The organism is Erythrobacter sp. W302b (assembly GCF_046452395.1).
Taxonomy (GTDB): Bacteria; Pseudomonadota; Alphaproteobacteria; order Sphingomonadales; family Sphingomonadaceae; genus Erythrobacter.
This window is the reverse complement of the sequence record NZ_JBKFDH010000001.1, coordinates 1,361,060-1,377,475: the sequence shown is the minus strand read 5'-3', so window position 1 is coordinate 1,377,475 and position 16,416 is coordinate 1,361,060. Positions and strand designations below refer to the sequence as shown.

Sequence of the window (16,416 nt, the reverse complement as noted above, 5' to 3'; positions counted from 1 at the left end):
GGCGCGCATCATTTGCGGGCGTGCGCCGTTGCGGTAGCGCGCCCTAACGCTCTTTCCACCTCGTAATAAGGCCCACAGCCATGAAGATCAGCGGCGTCGACATTCGCCCCGGCAACATCCTGGAATATGAAGGCGGCATCTGGAAGGTCGCCAAGATCCAGCACACCCAACCCGGCAAGGGCGGGGCCTATATGCAGGTCGAAATGAAGAACCTGCAGGATGGCCGCAAGACCAACGTGCGCTTCCGCAGCGCCGACACGGTGGAGCGCGTGCGGCTCGATACGAAGGACTTCCAGTTCCTCTATGCCGAGGGCGATGACCTCGTCTTCATGGACAATGACACCTACGATCAGATCACCCTGCCGGGCGACCTCCTGGGCGATGCGCGCCCCTTCCTCCAGGACGGGATGCAGGTCGCGCTCGAACTGTGGGACGAAAAGCCGATCTCGGTCGAGCTGCCCGCGCAGATCGAAGCCACCATCGTTGAGGCTGACGCCGTGGTGAAGGGGCAGACCGCCTCGTCCAGCTACAAGCCCGCGATCCTCGACAACGGCGTGCGCATCATGGTCCCGCCGCACATCGGCAGCGGCACGCGCATTATCGTCGACGTCTACGAGCAGGCCTACGTCGGCAAGGCGGGCTGAAACCCTGATCCCGTTCGTGTCGAGCGAAGTCGAGACACCATAGCGCCGTCACCCAAGCCTCTCGACTGCGCTCGAGGCGAACGGCAAGAGAGTATTGTAATGGCAGCTATTTCCGGCCTCATCCGCGTCATGGAACGCGCCGCGCGCAAGGCGGGCGGGCGTCTGCGGCGCGATTTCGGCGAAGTCGAGCACCTTCAGGTCAGCCGCAAGGGCCCGGCCGATTTCGTCAGCAAGGCCGATATGCGCGCCGAGCGCACGATCTATGACGAACTGCTCGCGGCCCGTCCGGGCTGGGGCTTCGTGATGGAAGAGGCGGGCGTGATCGAGGGCGATCCGGGGATGCCGCGCTGGATCGTCGATCCGCTCGATGGCACCAGCAACTTCCTCCACGGCATCCCGCATTTCGCGATTTCCATCGCCGCGCAGGAACCGCGTCCCGACGGCAAGGGCTGGGGCGATGTGGTCGCGGGCGTGGTCTACCAGCCGATCACCGACCAGACCTTCTGGGCGGAGAAATCGCGCGGAGCATGGCTCCACGATGCGCGCCTGCGCGTCTCGGCCCGCTCGCGCCTGTCGGACGCGCTGGTGGCGACGGGCGTGCCCTTCTTCGGGCACGGCGACTTTGCCGAATGGAGCCGCATCTTCGGCGCCATCGGCCCCGAGGTTGCGGGCATCCGCCGCTTCGGCGCAGCGTCGCTCGATCTGGCCTATGTTGCGCAGGGCCGGTTTGACGGGTTCTGGGAAAGCGGCCTGAGCGAATGGGACACGGCAGCCGGCTGTTTGCTGGTGCGCGAAGCTGGCGGCTTTGTCAGCGACTATCGCGGCCGGTCCGAACCGATCCACTCCGCGCAGGTGCTCGCCGCGAACGATGCGCTGCATTCGAAGCTGCACAAGCTGCTGGCGGGCGCGCTGCGCTAGCCCCGCGCCTTGGCAGGTGTTGCGCAGGTCTTGTCGCGCGGTGTCGCGATTTGGCTGAGTTTCACGTGAAACAAGCGGCGTGATGCTTGATGCGATGCGCAAGCCGCGCTAACAGCCTGCGCTCCTGCACAGGCGCCCCTGTGGTGGAATTGGTAGACGCGCTCGACTCAAAATCGAGTTTCGAAAGAAGTGCCAGTTCGAGTCTGGCCAGGGGCACCATTCCGGCATCTTCCCGGCTTCACCGGTCGAGCGTATTAAGCGCTCCCAGCAGGCCCTCTGCCAAGCCGCTGGCAGCAGAGCGCGTTGCGGTGCGATCTGCGGTATCGGCGACCTCATAGGTATAGGCCGGAATGGCATAGCGGGCGTGGAACCAGTTCTTCGCCGTGCCACTGCCAGGGTTGGCGTTGCGCGGTTCGATCGTGAAGGGGTAGCCCGCAAAGGCCTGCTCCCGCCCGCCCAGCCATGCGGCGAGGAAGCGCTGCTGCGCCGGGCTGGCCTCGTCACCCTGCACATAGAACAGGTTGCGACCCGTCGAATGGAAATCCACCATCAGCACCGGCCGCACGCCCGCGGGCAGGGCATCGAGCCATGACTTCACGCTGCGGGTCTCGGGCTGCGAGAAATCGCCCCAGTCCCGGTTGAGATCAACCGCGCCGCGATTGGCGCGCCAATGCCCGCGCGCGGTGCCATCGGGGTTGAGCATCGGCACAACCAGAAATTGCACATCGCCGAGCCCGTCACGTAAGGCGGTGCCGACCAGTGCCTCGACAAATGCCTGCATCGCGATCGCCCCGGTGACCTCGGGCGGGTGCTGGCGGCCGAGGAGGATCACCAGTCTCGGCGCCTCCGGCCGGCCGATGCGGATCGCCTCGATCGCCCGCCCGTCCAGCGACCGGCCGAGGGTGAAGGGGGGCACGCCCAGCATCGTGCTCCAGCGCCGCAGATCGGCGCTGGTGTCGGTGGGAGTGATCAGCTCCTGCGCGGAGACGACCGCCGCGCCCGCTGGCAGCTCCATGCTGGCGGCCGCGCCATCGGCGCTGACTGTCACCGGCAGATCGCGGGCCAGATCCCCGCTCTGCCACTTCGGCGCGTAGCGGTGCGTGCCGCCGAGATAGCGCAGCGTGACGCTTACGGGCGCAGTGCCATCGGCGTCATAGCGGAAGGCATACCATGGGCTGGGATTGATCGGCGGCGCGTGTTCGGGCGTGATCAGCAGCGTGAAAGCCCGCTCCCCCGTGACGGAGCAGCGCGCCGGAGCGGCTCCGTCGAAATCGAAAGCGAGCAGGACCGAAGCGGTGCGGCAGGCACTGTCCGGCGCCGCGATTGAGGCAGGGGGCGGCGTTTGCGCGCACGCCCCCAACACCACGGCAAGACCTGCCCACAGGTATCGCAGCAAGATCCCCATGGGTGCGGGCCTATCAAAACGTCTTGCGGATATCGACCCGGAACACCCGCCCACGCGGCGAGTGCAAGGCGCTGAAGAAGCCATAGGTGTCATCGGCCAGTGGCGGATCGACATCGAACAGATTGTTCACCCCCAACCGGATGCGGGTGCCTTCCAGCGCGCCGCCGTCCTCGAAAGTGTAGCTGATCGCGGTGTTGATCGTCAGCATATCGTCCACGCGGAAGAAGTTCGCGTTGGGATCGTCCGACACCAGCGGCACGTCGCGGCTGACACTGGTGTTCCACACCTTGCCAACATAGCTGGCGAAGAGCGACGCGTCGAACGGGCCGCTGCCCCAGTTGATCGAGCCGCTGTAGCGCCACTTGGGCCGACCTTCGATCTCCAGCAGCTGGCCAAGACCTTCGATCCTGACTTCGGGCGGCAAGTCCCCGTTGGCCACGGCATCGACCAGAGTCTGCCCATCCGCCCCGGCGGACTGGACAAAGCTTTCCAGCCGCGCCGCGTTGAAGCGCAACCGGAACTTTCCGAGGCCGAATTCGGGGACGTTGTAGGCGAGGCCGAAGTCCCAGCCCTTCGATACGCGGCTGTCGAGGTTGATATAGGGATCGAGCACCCGGATGATGTCACCCGCCGCGGCAAGGCTGGTGCCTTGGTAGAGGGCGATCTGCTCCGCGTTCGGCGCAGCGCGGATCACGTTGGGGTTGCTGCTGCCGTTCTGACGCAGCAGCAGATCGAGCGCGATGGCATTGTCGTCACCGAAGACGCCGACCAGCCCGGTCTGCTTCACGCGCCAGTAGTCCGCCGTCAGCGTCAGGCCGGGAATGAATGCAGGCTCGAGGACGGTGCCCAGATTGATGCTCTCGCTATCCTCGGGCCGCAGCTGATCGGTGCCGGACCGGAAGCTGATGATACCCTCACCCGGACACACGCCCAGATTGGCGATCACCCCCTTTTCGACCTGCGCCTGACAACGCACGAAATCGTCGCGGGTGTTGGAGCGGGTGGTGCCTTCGTCGTTGACCTGCACCAGGTTCGGCGCGCGGAAGCCCTGCGACCATGCGCCCCGGAACATCAGCCCGGGGACCACCGTCCACGATGCGGCGGCACGCGGGACGATAGCCGTCTCGCCGATATCCTTGAAGTGCTCGATCCGCCCTGCCAATTGCAGGTTGAGTGCGCTGACCAAGGGGATGTCCATATCCTCGCTCACGAGTGGAACGAAGGTTTCGAGAAAGCCCGAATAGGCCGTGCGGACCCCGCGGGTATCCGGAGAGGCGCTGGTGCCGGCAACGTCGCTGCCGTCGAACACACCGGTGACGCTGTCGGTCCATGTGATGGTCCCATCAATGCGCGGATCGCGGTCATCAAAGAAAGTCTCGCGCCGCCATTCGATCCCCGCTGCCACCCCGACATCGCCGCCGGGCAGAGCGAACAGAGCGCTGTTACTGACCTTGAAATCCGCGAGCGCAAGACTGGTGCCGCCGGTGCGGAACACGCTGATGCGGAACGGGTCGATCGCGCTGGCGGGGTTGGGGGTGCAATCGTCATTGCCCGGATCGCCGGTCACGCAGCCGCCGTTGAAGGGGTTGTAGGCATCCGATGTCGACTTGTTGATCGCCTGCTGCAACAGCGTCAGCGAGACACGGTTGCCTTCAAGATCGGTGCTCCTAGCCTCGGAATAGACGAAGCCGGTGTCGAAATCCCATGCGCCGAAGTTGCCGCGCAGACCGGCGACAAGGCGGAAGGAGTCCTTGTCGACATCAACCGTGCGATTGCCGGCATCGACGAAGCGATACCGCTCCATGATGAGGTCCGCACCGCCTGCGGGGACAGTGATGCCGGGTACGCGATTGGGGTTGGCTGCTCCGCCCGGGAAGGTCACGGGGCCGAACGGGTTCCAATAGGCATTGCGCGAAATGCCCACCGGCACCGCGCTGAGAATCGCGGCAGGCGTGATGTTGCGGCTGCTTTCCGAACGGTAATAGGTGCCTTCGAAATAGCCTTCGACATTGTTGCTGAATTCGTAGTTGAACAAAGCGACGGCGTTGATGCGGGTCTTCTCACTGATGAGCGTCGTGCCGAAGGCGCGGTTGTAGCGCACGCCAACCGCCGGGTTATCGCCGTTGCGCGCGCACAATCCATTCCCAAGCTCAAGGCGGCAGCCGGTCAGGGTCGAGGGCTGGAGATAGAAGTCATCGTCGCGGATCGGGGTCTGGTTGTTGTTCGTGATCTGAATATCGAACTGGCCGAACGGGCCGAAGGTGTTGCGGTTGTTGAACTGCGTATCGCCTTCGAACGGCGTGCCGACCAGCAGCGGGGTCTTGTCATCATCGGCGGAATAGGCGCGCTCCGAGGCGTCCATTCCGTTCTCGTAGAAATAGCCGCCATAGACCGTCAGGTTGGCGCGCCCGCCGGCAAAGTCGAAGCCATAGCCGCCGTTGATCTGGGTGCTGTAAAGGCCGGTGCCGTCCGAGTTGCGATATTCGCCTTCGATGAAGCCGCCCTTCCGGTTGCCGCGCAGGACGGTGTTGACCACGCCCGCCACCGCGTCCGCGCCATAGATCGCCGATGCGCCATCACGCAGCACTTCGAGCCGCCGGACACTGCCGGGTGCGATTTCGTTGGTGTCGGGGCTGACGACCGGCACCAGCAGCTCGGTCTGGAAGCCGGGGTTCAGCACCATGCGACGGCCGTTGATCAGCAGCAGGGTGTTGCCCGTGCCCAGATCGCGCAGGTTGATCGAGGCGGCATCGCCGCGCGCGTTGTTCGAAGACACATCGTTCTGTTCATTGAAGGCGACCGCGCCCGCTTGCGGAATGGCACGGAACAGCTCGTCACCCGATGTCGCCGCGACATTGGCAATGTCGGTTTCGTCCAGCACGGTAACGGGGAGCACATCGTTGATCTTGGCGCCCTGGATCTGGGTGCCGGTGACGACGATTTCGTTGGCGACATCGTCTTCCGGCGCTGGCGCGGGCGGCGGTGCCTCCTGCCCATAGGCGGCGCTCGCAGCAATCAGACTTCCGCCGCACATCAGGGCGAGCCTGCTCAGAAATTTCGTCGACATCCTTATTCTCCCCGTTTTTCCGTTATTTTGAGTGACTGTGCCCAATGCGCGAACAGCGCGGGCCATTGGCTGATGACTTGCTCGGGCGTGCCGAGGCCCCATCCGTGTCCCCCATCGCGGAACAGATGCAGTTCGGCGCTGGCCCCGGCGGCGATGAGGGTCTGGAACAGCAGGATCCCGTGCCCAGGCGGCGTGGTCGGATCGTCGGCCGCGGCAAAGATGATGGTCGGCGGCGCGTCCTTGCTGGCATAGGTATCGAGCGACCATGCGTCCTCGGCCTCGGGGCCGGCTGTGTCGCCGATGATCTCCCGCCGGGTGCGGGTGGTGTCGTAGGGCTTGCGCAAAGTGACGACGGGAAACAGCAGCACGGCAAAGTCAGGCCGGGCGGACGCCGCTTCAAAACGATCCGCCCCGGCGTAGAGGGCGCGGGCGGGTTGATACGCGGTGAAGCCCGCCAGATGCCCGCCTGCGGAAAAGCCCATGATCCCGATCTTGTTCGGCGCAATACCGAATTCGCCCGCGCGGGTGCGGATGATCTTCATCGCCCGCTGCGCATCCATGAAGGGCGCGGCGGCGTCCCAGCCATCATTGGGCAGGCGGTAGATCAGCTCGAACACGGTAAAGCCCTGGGCTTGCAGCCACTCGGCCGCCGGCGTGCTCTCCTTCTTGAGCTGAATGCGGAAATAGCCGCCGCCGCCCGCCACCAGGACGGCGGCGCCATTGGGCTCAGCGGGGCGATAGACACGCATCCGGGGTGTCGCGATGTTGGAGACGGCCCCGTAGCCAGCCCCTTCGGCACCGATCTTCTCCGGCCCGGTGACCGCGCCATGGCCCGGAGGCGTGCCCGGCCACAGCAGGATTTCCTCAGCCGAGGCGGCGGCAACCGGCAGCGGTGCCGCAAGCAGCGACAGCAGCGCGGTCAGGACCAGCAAGAGGTGGCGGGCGATCATGGCCGTTTCTCGAGCGCGCTGGCGATCGTCTCGCTCACCGGGCCGCTGCGTTCGTGGCGCTCGATGTCCTCTTCGGGCAGTGGCATGGGCGCGCCTGCGAGCGCGGCGGCGAGCCGCTCCCGGTCGAGCGCGTTTTCCCAGCCCGCCACCACGATCGTCGCCACCGCGTTGCCGACGAAATTGGTGAGCGCGCGGCACTCCGACATGAAGCGGTCGATGCCGAGGATAAGCGCCATGCCCGCCACGGGCACCCCCGGCACGACTGACAGTGTCGCGGCGAGAATGACGAAGCCCGATCCCGTGACGCCAGCTGCCCCCTTGGAACTGATCATCGCCACCAGCACCAGCGTCAGCTGTTCGGCGAGACTCAGCTCCACGCCCACGGCCTGCGCGATGAACAGCGCGGCGAGCGTCATGTAGATGTTGGTGCCATCGAGGTTGAAGGAATAGCCGGTCGGCACCACCAGCCCGACCACCGCCTTGCGGCACCCGGCGATCTCCATCTTCTCCATCAGGCTCGGCAGCGCGGCTTCCGAGGATGACGTGCCCAGCACCAGCAGCAATTCTTCGCGCAGGTAGCGGATCAACGCGAAGATCGAAAAGCCGCTGAACCAGCCGACCAGTCCCAGCACGACCAGCACAAACAGCAGCGAGGTGAGGTAGAAGGTCGCCACCAGCGCGGCGAGGTTGGCGAGGCTGCCGATCCCGAATTCGCCGATGGTGAAGGCCATCGCCCCGAAAGCACCGATGGGGGCGAGCTTCATCAGCATGTGCACCAGCCGGAACACCACCTCGCTGAACGACGAGAGCACGTCCATCACCAGATCGCTCGCCGGGCGGGTCATGGCGATGGCGACACCAGCGAGGATGGCGACCAGCAGGACTTGCAGGATCTGGCCGTCGGTCATCGCGCTGAACAGCGTGTCGGGGATGATGTTGAGCAGGAACCCGCTGATGCTCTGCGCCTCGGCCTTGTCGGCAAAATCGGCGACCGCGGCGGTATCGAGCGTGGCAGGGTCGATGTTGAGCCCTTCGCCGGGGCGCACGATGTTGCCGACCAGCAGCCCGATCACCAGCGCAAGGGTGGAGAAGGTGAGGAAATAGGCGAAGGCCTTGCCCGCAACGCTGCCCACCGCCTTCATGTCGCGCATCCCGGCGATGCCGGTCGCGACGGTGAGGAAGATCACCGGCGCGATGATCATCTTCACGAGCTTGATGAAGCCGTCACCCAGCGGTTTCAGCGCGGCTCCGGCCTCCGGGAACAGGTGGCCGACCAGCGCTCCCAACGCAATCGCGGTGAGCACCTGCACGTAAAGCTGACGATAGAACGGCTTTCGCGCAGGCGCGGGGCGTGCGTCGGGCGTCATGGCTGCTTGCAAACCCATGGGCTGCGCGGTTCCCTCCCCTTTCGTGTCTCTCCACTTTCAAGGATCGGCCCTGTGCAAGCGCGTGGCAAGATTGGCGGTGATTGTGACACGGTCGTGCCATATCAGAGGGTTAAGCCGTTCATTCAGCCGTTCTGTGCGGAAATCCGCACAAGTTTGTTGCACCGTCTGCGGAAATCCGCACAATCCGTTCGCGGAATCGGAAGGGGGATGGTGCGACAGATCAGGCTTGGGCGGTGGTATCTGGTGGCGGTGGGGCTGATTGCCCTGATGCTGCTGGCTGCGCTCGCCATGCTCGGGATCGAGCGGGCGGTGCGGGTCAATGCGCTGGCGGAGACCCGCGCCGAAGCGACGAGCCAAGCAGCGATCCTGGCGGCCGGACTGGAGAGCGAGCTCAACAAGTTCAGTCTGGTGCCGCGCGTCCTGGCGGTCGATCCCGAGGTCGCGGCGCTGCTGGGAGGGCAAAGCGCAGGGCGCGATGTGCTCAACCGCCGGCTTGCCGCGTTGGCCGGACAGACCAATGCCGCCGCGATCTACCTGATGGACGCGCGGGGGACGACGCTGGCAGCCAGCAATTGGGACCGCCCCGACAGTTTCATCGGCTCGAACTACGGTTTCCGCGAGTACTTCTCCGGCGCAGCCCAACGCGGCACAGCGAGCGAATTCGCGCTCGGCACGGTCAGCCGCCGCCCGGGTCTGTATCTGGCCGAACGGGTCGGCCCGGCAGCAGCCCCGCTCGGGGTGGTGGCGGTCAAGGTTGAGTTCGACAGTCTGGAACGCAAATGGCGCGATGCCGAAGACGGCGTGTTCGTTACCGATGAGGGCGGTATCGTGCTGCTGGCGAGCAATCCCGATTGGCGTTTCAGAACGGCGGAGAGACGCGACGCCAGCGGCCAAGCGGACGACCCGGTCCACAACACCAGGCGCTTTGGTGTGGCGCAGCCCAAGCGCTTTGTCTTTCCTGCCACCAGCGATGCGACCTCACCCTTGCAGATGATCGAAAAGATCCAGCCGATCACCCCGGTGGGCTGGGAACTTCACCTTCTTGCCGACCCTGCGCCGCGCCTGTCCGTGGCGCTCGCCAATGGCAGGCTCGCGGGCGTGATCGCGCTGGTGTTGCTCGGGCTGGTGGGGGCGGGGGCCTATCTGTGGCAGCGCCAGCGCCAATCGCGCGCGGCTGCTCGGGTTGCGGCACAGACGGCGCTGCTGCGCGAGCAACTTCAGCAAGCCAACCGGCTCGCGACGCTGGGGCAGATCACCGCAGGGCTCGGCCACGAAATCCGCCAGCCGCTCGCCGCGATGCAGGTCTATGCCGAAAATGGCGAACGCCTGCTGGCCGCGGATCGCCAGACCGAGGCTGCGGCCAATTTCGAGAAGATTGCCCAACTTGCCGGACGGATCGGTGAGATCACCGCCGAACAGCTTCATTTCAGTCGCCGCTCGCCGGAGGAGCCGCGCGAAATCATGCTCGCAGAGGTGATCGATGGGTCGCTGTTGCTGCTGCGCGATCAGATCCGGCACAAGGGCATTTTGCTCGACCGTCCCGCCGCCGACCTTGCCGCCACAACTGTGCGCGCCCGCCACGTTCAACTTGAGCAAGTGTTGGTAAATCTGCTCCAGAACGCGGTGCAGGCCTGCGAGGAGGGCGGCCAGATCGCTCTCGCGATTGCGGTTGAAGGTGACACGGTGCGTCTCAGCGTCAGCGATAATGGGCCGGGCGTACCGGGTGAACTGCGCGAAACCCTGTTTCAGCCCTTCGTCACCTCCAAAAGCGAGGGGATCGGGCTGGGCCTCGCCATTTCGCATGACATCATGCGCCAGCTCGGCGGCGATCTGGTTCACGAAGCGACAGCGCAAGGCGCGCGCTTCACCATGGTCATGCCCGCCGCATGAGCGCCTCTGCCATCCCCCCGATTCAGGTCGCCTTGGTCGAGGATGACGCCGATCTGCGCGATGCGACGGTTCAGACCCTCACGCTCGAAGGGGTGGAGGTGGTCGCATTCGCTGATGCTCGCGCTGCGCTCGGATGGCTGGATGCCGACTTCCCCGGCGTCGTCGTCAGCGATGTGCGGATGCCGGGGATCGACGGGATCGCCTTCTTCGCCGCGCTGCGCGAGATCGACCGCGACCTTCCGGTGATCCTCACCACCGGTCATGGCGATGTCGCAATGGCGGTGGCGGCGATGAAGAATGGCGCGGCCGATTTCCTGACCAAGCCCTACGCCTCGGCCGATCTGATCCGCGCCGTGCGCGCGGCCAGCGAACGGCGCGCCCTGGCGCTGGAGAACCGGCGTTTGCGTGAAGAGGCCGGGCGCAATGTCGGCCTTGCCATTCCCGGCTCCTCTCCTGCGGCCCAGCGGCTGCGGTCAGTTATCGAAGGCGTCGCGCGGTCAGAAATCGACGTTGTGCTGACCGGCCCGGCGGGGACGGGCAAAAGCTACGGCGCGCGACTGATCCATGATTTCAGCCCTCGGCGCAGCCGCCCGTTCGTGACGGTCGATGCCGGTGTCCTCGCGCATGAGGATGCGGAGTTGCTGCTGTTCGGGCGCGATCCGGGCGCGGGGCAGTTGTCCCGGACCGGGCTGATCGAGCGTGCCAACGGGGGAACGCTGTTTCTCGACGACATCGCCGCGGCCAGGGGTGTTTTGACCACGCGGCTCGTTTCGCTGATCGAGAAGCGCGAGGTCTGGCCGCTTGGTGCGGCCACCGCGCGGCGGCTCAACATCCGCATCATCATCGCCCGGCTTGCCGAACAGCCGCAGGACAGCCTGCGCGATCCGGCGTGGCACCGGTTGGGCGCGGTCCAGATCGCCTTTCCGCCGTTGGCTGACCGGCGTGAGGATGTGCCGGAAATCTTCCGGCTGTTCGTCGCCCGTCATGCGCGCGACGCGGGCGTGTCAGCACCCACAATCGGCGAGAGCCATTGGCGCCATGTCCAATCGCACGACTGGCCGGGTAATCTCCACGAGCTGAGCGGCTATGCCCGCGCGGTTGTGCTCGGTCTGGCGGAGATCGAGGGACCGGCGAGCCCGCTCACCGGACAGCGCCCGCTCCATGCAATCGTCGCCGATTTCGAACGGACGGTGCTGGAAGACGCGCTGCGCCAGTGCCGGGGCGACATTGCGCAGCTGCAAGCCATGCTGCAAACCCCGCGCAAGACGATCTATGACAAGCTGGCGAAGTATGATCTCAAACCGGCGCGGTTCCGTGAGTGATCTGTTGGTCGGGCCGAATGGGAAAAGTGGAATGATACCGAGTGCCGCTTTGGGTTTGCGACTGTTCTTCCGCGTGATCGCCACGGCGATGGCGCTGTTGCTCGGCTGTGCCACGTCCCTTTCCGCCGAAGACGGGCGAGGGCGGTTCGTGTTCGCCGGATGGGAGGGGCCGCCGCTGCCAGTATGGTATCAGCTGCCCGCAGAGGTGAGGCCTGACACGCCGGTCGTCGTGGTCATGCATGGTGTGAACCGTGACGCTGATCGCTACCGCGACGAATGGGCGGGCCTCGCCGTGCAACACCGCTTCATCGTGATCGTCCCGGAATTCAGCCGCTCGGACTTTCCCGGCGCGGCCAGCTATAACATGGGCTTCTTTGCCGAGGAGGATGGCGCCCTGCGTCCGCGCAGGCTGTGGTCCTTCGCCGCGATCGAGCCCCTGTTCGACGTGGCCCGCCGCCGCTTCGGGACGGCTGCGGAACGCTACACGATCTATGGCCATTCAGCGGGCGCACAATTCGTCCATCGTTTCGTGATGTTCATGCCCGAAGCGCGGATCGAGCAGGCTATCGCTGCCAATGCCGGGTGGTACACCATGCCCGATCCGGCCATTGCCTTTCCCTATGGACTGGGAGCCGCACCGGTCGCTCCAGACACGTTCAACGCCGTGCTGGCCAAGCCGCTGACAGTGCTGCTCGGCACGGCGGATACGGATACGGCCGATCCCGATCTGCGCACCACGCCCGAGGCGAACCGGCAGGGGCCACATCGCTTTGCGCGGGGGCAGAGATTCTTTGCCGAGGCGCGCGCGCTCGCCACGCGGTTGGACACGCCGTTTGGCTGGCGAATGGAGCACGTGCCCGGCGTAGGCCACAAGAATGGTCTGATGGCTCTGGCGGCGGCCGAATTGATTGCGGCACGGCAGGAAGAGTAGGTCGAGCGGCTACGTCCCTGGCTAAAGGGCCAGCGGCAGCTCGAGCGTAAAGGCCGCTCCGCTTTCGCTGTCCACCAAGGCCAACGAGCCACCGGCCGCCTCGATCAGCGATTTGATGATCGGCAGGCCAAGGCCGCTGCCGCCGCTTGCCCGGCGGGTGGTGAAGAAGGGCTCGAAGATGCGGGTGCGATCGGCTTCGGCGATGCCGGGGCCGTTGTCGGCTACCGTGATCTGCACGGCGCCTCCCCGCTGCTCGGCGGTGAAACGCACCCGGCTCGCCCCGGCCTGGCGGCTGTTGTCGATCAGCGCGCTGGCAATGGCTTCGAGAGATGCGTCGCGAATGGCGAGGAGGGGCAGGCTGTCGGGCAGGGTCGCGGCAACGGCAAACCCATCGGCCTGATAGGCATCCGCGAGCCGGTTCAGGATGGCCCCGAGGTCTGCCCGCCCGGCAGGGTCGTTGGCGCTGAGGTCGGCGCGGGCGAGTTCGAGCAGACGGGTCGAGAGCATCGTCAGCCGCGCCGCATCGGCATCGGCATTGGCGAGGAAGCGGCGGCGCTCGTCCGGGGCCATGCTCTCGCCATGATCGCCAAGAATTTCGAGCGTGCCGCGAATGCCGGACAGCGGTGTCTTGAACTCATGGCTGACCGCGTGGGCAAAGTCGCGCAGGTACCGCGAGCGTTGCTCGATCGCTTCGGCCATGCGGGCGAAATCGGCGTAGAGGTCTTGGATCTCGGCGGCGGCGGTGCGGGGCGGTTCGGGAAAGTCCTGCCGTCCCGAGGCGAGCGCCCGGCTTGCGCGGGCCAAGGCTTCGACCGGACGCACAATGCCGCGCGACAACACGCTGCTCAGCACGAGCAGCACCATGAAGATCGCCGCGATGCCGAGCAGGATCTTGCCGCGATCGGCATAGAGCCCCTTGAACAGGCTGCGGGCCGAACGGGACAGCAACAACACGCCGACGACGCGACCATTCACGATGACGGGGCGCGCATGATGCACCCGCACCGCCGCCGCCCGCGACAGCCATTCGAATTGGTAAGTAGCGCGGTAATCGCCGTTGCGCCGCAGCACCGTCTCGGGGCGGCCTAAGCGTGCGGTGGCGACTTCGGGAAGGGCGGCGAGGCTTAGTCCGTCGGGTTCGGCAGCGATCAGGCCCCGCCGGTCGAGCAGCAGGATCGACGATAGCGTGACCTGCCGTGTGCGCGCTGCGACCGGTGCGAGCGTGCGCCAGACAGCGGCGGCATCGGCATCCGGCGCCAACCCGCTGGGTAGCGGCACAGGGCGCTCGGCTAGGATGTCGCTGCTGCTGAGATCAATCGTCGGTGGCTCGGGACGGAAGTCTTGCGGATCAGGCATCGTGACGGCCGCACCCGGCCATTGCGCGGCGGCCACGGCGGCCAGCGCCGCGCCTTGGGCGACCAGCTCGGCTTCGGTCTGGCGCACCAGGGTGTTCTCGTAAACCCGCAGGAACATCGCCGCGATGCCGGGCAGGGCGGCGACGGTGAACAGGGTGGCGAAGACGATAGTGCGCAGCCGAAGTCGCGGCCACCGCGCCTTGAGCCATTCCTTTACCGCGCGGATCACGCTGCGCCCTCAGCCGCCCGCGCGGGTGCAGGGGCCGAGCGCGTAGCCGATACCGGGGCGCGTCTCGATAAGCGCATCGGCGCCGACTGCCGCGAACTTTGCCCGCAGGTTGCGGATGTGGCTGTCGATCGTGCGGTCGGTGACGGCAAAGCCGGGGCCGTGCAACTGGTCGATGATCGCATCGCGGGTGAACACCTTGCCGGGCCGCGCCGCCAGCGTGCGCAGCGTTGTGAACTCTGTCACGGTCAGCGCGACGTCATGCCCATCCCACGAGGCGCGCCAGCTTTCGCAATCGAGCGTCAGGCAATTATGCGTGATGATCGCCGTGCCGGGTTTCTCCTCCGACACAGCCGGGCTGGCGGCGCGGCGCAGGATCGCCTGCGTCCGGGCGACCACTTCGCGGGGCGAGAAAGGCTTCACCACATAGTCGTCCGCACCAAGCTCGATCCCCAGCACCCGGTCGATCTCGTCATCGCGCGAGGAGAGGAACAGGATCGGCACGCTGCTTGTCGCCCGCACCCTGCGGCACACCTCCAGCCCGTCCATCCGCGGCATGTTGATATCGAGGATCACCAGATCGGGCCTCAGCGCGGTGATGAGGGCCACTGCTTCCTCCCCATCTTCGGCCTCGAGCGTCGCGAGTCCGGCCTTGCCCAGCGCGAAGACCAGCAGCTGGCGGATGTGGGGATCGTCATCGACGACAAGGATCGAGCGCGGCATGGGATGCAAGATCACGGCTTTTCTCCCGGCGTCAATGTTGCAGTTGGCGGCTGAGGCAGTGCGACCGGCGGGGCGGAGGCGGCAGGATCTCACCCCCGCACATCCGGCCATGGGGCGCGGGCAGCGGCGTGAGGGCATTGCCCGCCAGCAGCGCGTCCGCTTCGGCAAGGCGCAGGGCGCCGCGCACGGTCCAGCTTTGCCAGTCGCTCTGGCTTTCCGCCAGCCTGCGATAGGCCACGCCGCTCAGATAGCTGGCCTGATCGCGCAGCCTGTTGCCAACGGGAGCCTTGCGCAGTTCGAGTAGCGGGATCAGCGCGGAACTTTCCAGCCGCTCCAGATAGCACAGGTCAAGCCGCGCCGGATCGCGCAGGTGGTCGACATTCCACCGTGCCGCAATCGCGCCGTAATCGACCAGCGTCGAAACGCTCAGCACGATCCCGGCGGCCAGCACATTGGCATTGATCAGCCACGCCGCCGATTGGCCATGCAAGAACCGCCAGCAAATCAGCACGAGCCCGGTCGCCACCAGCACCATCCACACCAGCGCTGCGATCCGCCATTCGGTCAGCGAATAGGCATCGATGTAGTCGAGCAGGCGCAGGATGCTGGAGGCGACCAGCAGGAGATTCTGCGCAACCCAGGCCAGCAGCAGGCGGCGGATGATCGGGGTCTGGGCCGAGGGCGAGCCCGGTCGCAGCGCAACCAGCACGAAGAGTCCGGCCAGCAACGCCGTGGCGATCAGCGTGTACGCACCGCGGTGGGCATAATCGGCCAGCGTGATGCCATCAGGCAGCGGCGCTCCGCTCCACAGGAAGACGATGTCGAGGCCGTTTTCCAGCGCGAACACCGCGTTGAAGACCAGCAGCGTCACCAGCATCATCGTCACCGAGGGATCGGGCATCTGCGGCAACCACGCCTGTCGCGCGCTGGCGAAACGCAAGGCGCGGGGTCGCAGGGTCGGCCAGACGAAAACGAGCGTCACCCCAAGCAGCAGCCCATGGCCGATGAGAGTCGTGAGGTCGGGCCATTCGATGGCCGCAACGGCATTGCCGAGCACCGGATTGGCGCTGGCAAACAGGCTGAGGAACAGCGCCCCGCCGATCAGCGGCAGTGCGACATTGAGCAGGATGGACTTGCCCATCGATCCGCGTTGGCCGGACATGCTGGCGAGCCGCCATGCATCGGCAATGGGCCAGAATGGCGCGCCCATGCCCAGCGTCGTCAGCCGCAAGAACCACAGCCCGGCATGATCGAACACATGCCGGGGAAGCAGCGCCGCGCTGCCGATCGCGATCAGGAACAGCAAGCCGGCCAGAGGACCGGGGTTATGGATCAAACTCGCCGCAAACAAGGCGCCGCACAACAGGGCGATCCACCCGCCGCGTGCGTGTCGGACCGCGGGCCGGACCAGCACCATGACCGCGAGCCAGATCAGCGCGAACAGGCCGATCACCGCTCCGCCGCCATATCCGTAAAGCAGCCCATCGGCGACGACGAGCAGGGCAAGCGCGCCGCCCAGCTTCATCGCGAAACTGTAGCGGGACCAAGAGGGTATGGTCAGAGCACCAGGCATGCAAATTCTCCGTCTGTTCGACGA

General features: G+C 66.0%; 12 protein-coding genes and 1 tRNA gene. 6 read left to right on the top strand and 7 right to left on the bottom strand.

The window, feature by feature from the left end; genetic code table 11:
- Positions 1–80: 80 nt before the first annotated feature.
- The 3 genes from efp (at position 81) to ACLBKT_RS06655 (ending at position 1,781) form a co-directional block, all read left to right on the top strand.
- Positions 81–644, top strand: a complete 564-nt coding sequence (gene efp / locus ACLBKT_RS06665) for an elongation factor P (RefSeq protein WP_410182157.1) — start codon at positions 81–83, stop codon at positions 642–644.
- A 99-nt stretch (positions 645–743) separates the two neighbouring features.
- Positions 744–1,562 (top strand): inositol monophosphatase family protein, encoded by an 819-nt coding sequence (locus tag ACLBKT_RS06660; RefSeq protein ID WP_410182156.1) that lies wholly within the window; start codon positions 744–746, stop codon positions 1,560–1,562.
- A 134-nt stretch (positions 1,563–1,696) separates the two neighbouring features.
- Positions 1,697–1,781: transfer RNA gene (locus tag ACLBKT_RS06655), tRNA-Leu, on the top strand.
- A gap of 19 nt (positions 1,782–1,800) precedes the next feature.
- Here ACLBKT_RS06655 and ACLBKT_RS06650 read toward each other — a convergent pair.
- The 4 genes from ACLBKT_RS06650 to ACLBKT_RS06635 are packed head-to-tail and all read right to left on the bottom strand — an operon-like array spanning position 1,801 to position 8,369.
- Positions 1,801–2,967, bottom strand: coding sequence for a M14 family metallopeptidase (locus ACLBKT_RS06650; RefSeq protein ID WP_410182155.1), 1,167 nt, complete (start codon positions 2,965–2,967; stop codon positions 1,801–1,803).
- 13 nt (positions 2,968–2,980) lie between these two features.
- Positions 2,981–6,034, bottom strand: coding sequence for a TonB-dependent receptor domain-containing protein (locus ACLBKT_RS06645; RefSeq protein WP_410182154.1), 3,054 nt, complete (start codon positions 6,032–6,034; stop codon positions 2,981–2,983).
- A gap of 2 nt (positions 6,035–6,036) precedes the next feature.
- Positions 6,037–6,984 carry an alpha/beta hydrolase gene (locus tag ACLBKT_RS06640; protein WP_410182153.1) on the bottom strand — a complete coding sequence of 316 codons (948 nt, stop codon included), beginning with the start codon at positions 6,982–6,984 and terminating at the stop codon, positions 6,037–6,039.
- Complete coding sequence (locus ACLBKT_RS06635; RefSeq protein ID WP_410182152.1) at positions 6,981–8,369, bottom strand: dicarboxylate/amino acid:cation symporter; 1,389 nt, start codon at positions 8,367–8,369, stop codon at positions 6,981–6,983. Before ACLBKT_RS06635 ends, ACLBKT_RS06640 begins: the two co-directional genes overlap by 4 nt.
- Before the next feature lie 210 nt (positions 8,370–8,579).
- On the opposite strand from ACLBKT_RS06635, the gene ACLBKT_RS06630 reads away from it, so the two are divergent.
- From ACLBKT_RS06630 to ACLBKT_RS06620, 3 genes are read left to right on the top strand one after another with little or no spacing between them, the layout of a single operon-like run.
- Positions 8,580–10,262 carry an ATP-binding protein gene (locus ACLBKT_RS06630; RefSeq protein WP_410182151.1) on the top strand — a complete coding sequence of 561 codons (1,683 nt, stop codon included), beginning with the start codon at positions 8,580–8,582 and terminating at the stop codon, positions 10,260–10,262.
- On the top strand, positions 10,259–11,584 hold the full coding sequence (locus ACLBKT_RS06625; protein ID WP_410182150.1) for a sigma-54-dependent transcriptional regulator: 1,326 nt from the start codon (positions 10,259–10,261) through the stop codon (positions 11,582–11,584). Before ACLBKT_RS06630 ends, ACLBKT_RS06625 begins: the two co-directional genes overlap by 4 nt.
- 31 nt (positions 11,585–11,615) lie before the next feature.
- Positions 11,616–12,515, top strand: coding sequence for a hypothetical protein (locus ACLBKT_RS06620; protein ID WP_410182149.1), 900 nt, complete (start codon positions 11,616–11,618; stop codon positions 12,513–12,515).
- Between the two features lie 21 nt (positions 12,516–12,536).
- Here the strand turns inward: ACLBKT_RS06620 and ACLBKT_RS06615 are convergent, their stop codons facing one another.
- Genes ACLBKT_RS06615 through ACLBKT_RS06605 form a run of 3 tightly spaced genes read right to left on the bottom strand, consistent with a single transcriptional unit; the run spans position 12,537 to position 16,392 of the window.
- Positions 12,537–14,099 carry a sensor histidine kinase gene (locus tag ACLBKT_RS06615; protein ID WP_410182148.1) on the bottom strand — a complete coding sequence of 521 codons (1,563 nt, stop codon included), beginning with the start codon at positions 14,097–14,099 and terminating at the stop codon, positions 12,537–12,539.
- A gap of 9 nt (positions 14,100–14,108) precedes the next feature.
- Positions 14,109–14,834 (bottom strand): response regulator transcription factor, encoded by a 726-nt coding sequence (locus ACLBKT_RS06610; protein WP_410182147.1) that lies wholly within the window; start codon positions 14,832–14,834, stop codon positions 14,109–14,111.
- Positions 14,835–14,850: 16 nt separating this feature from the next.
- Positions 14,851–16,392, bottom strand: a complete 1,542-nt coding sequence (locus tag ACLBKT_RS06605) for a DUF4153 domain-containing protein (RefSeq protein ID WP_410182146.1) — start codon at positions 16,390–16,392, stop codon at positions 14,851–14,853.
- Positions 16,393–16,416 lie beyond the last annotated feature (24 nt).

What these genes read in the sequence shown, in the direction of transcription:
- efp (WP_410182157.1), top strand. Translation starts at nt 81, where the DNA reads ATGAAGATCAGCGGCGTCGACATTCGCCCCGGCAACATCCTGGAATAT.
- ACLBKT_RS06660 (WP_410182156.1), top strand. Translation starts at nt 744, where the DNA reads ATGGCAGCTATTTCCGGCCTCATCCGCGTCATGGAACGCGCCGCGCGC.
- ACLBKT_RS06650 (WP_410182155.1), bottom strand. Translation starts at nt 2,967, where the DNA reads ATGGGGATCTTGCTGCGATACCTGTGGGCAGGTCTTGCCGTGGTGTTG.
- ACLBKT_RS06645 (WP_410182154.1), bottom strand. Translation starts at nt 6,034, where the DNA reads ATGTCGACGAAATTTCTGAGCAGGCTCGCCCTGATGTGCGGCGGAAGT.
- ACLBKT_RS06640 (WP_410182153.1), bottom strand. Translation starts at nt 6,984, where the DNA reads ATGATCGCCCGCCACCTCTTGCTGGTCCTGACCGCGCTGCTGTCGCTG.
- ACLBKT_RS06635 (WP_410182152.1), bottom strand. Translation starts at nt 8,369, where the DNA reads ATGGGTTTGCAAGCAGCCATGACGCCCGACGCACGCCCCGCGCCTGCG.
- ACLBKT_RS06630 (WP_410182151.1), top strand. Translation starts at nt 8,580, where the DNA reads ATGGTGCGACAGATCAGGCTTGGGCGGTGGTATCTGGTGGCGGTGGGG.
- ACLBKT_RS06625 (WP_410182150.1), top strand. Translation starts at nt 10,259, where the DNA reads ATGAGCGCCTCTGCCATCCCCCCGATTCAGGTCGCCTTGGTCGAGGAT.
- ACLBKT_RS06620 (WP_410182149.1), top strand. Translation starts at nt 11,616, where the DNA reads ATGATACCGAGTGCCGCTTTGGGTTTGCGACTGTTCTTCCGCGTGATC.
- ACLBKT_RS06605 (WP_410182146.1), bottom strand. Translation starts at nt 16,392, where the DNA reads ATGCCTGGTGCTCTGACCATACCCTCTTGGTCCCGCTACAGTTTCGCG.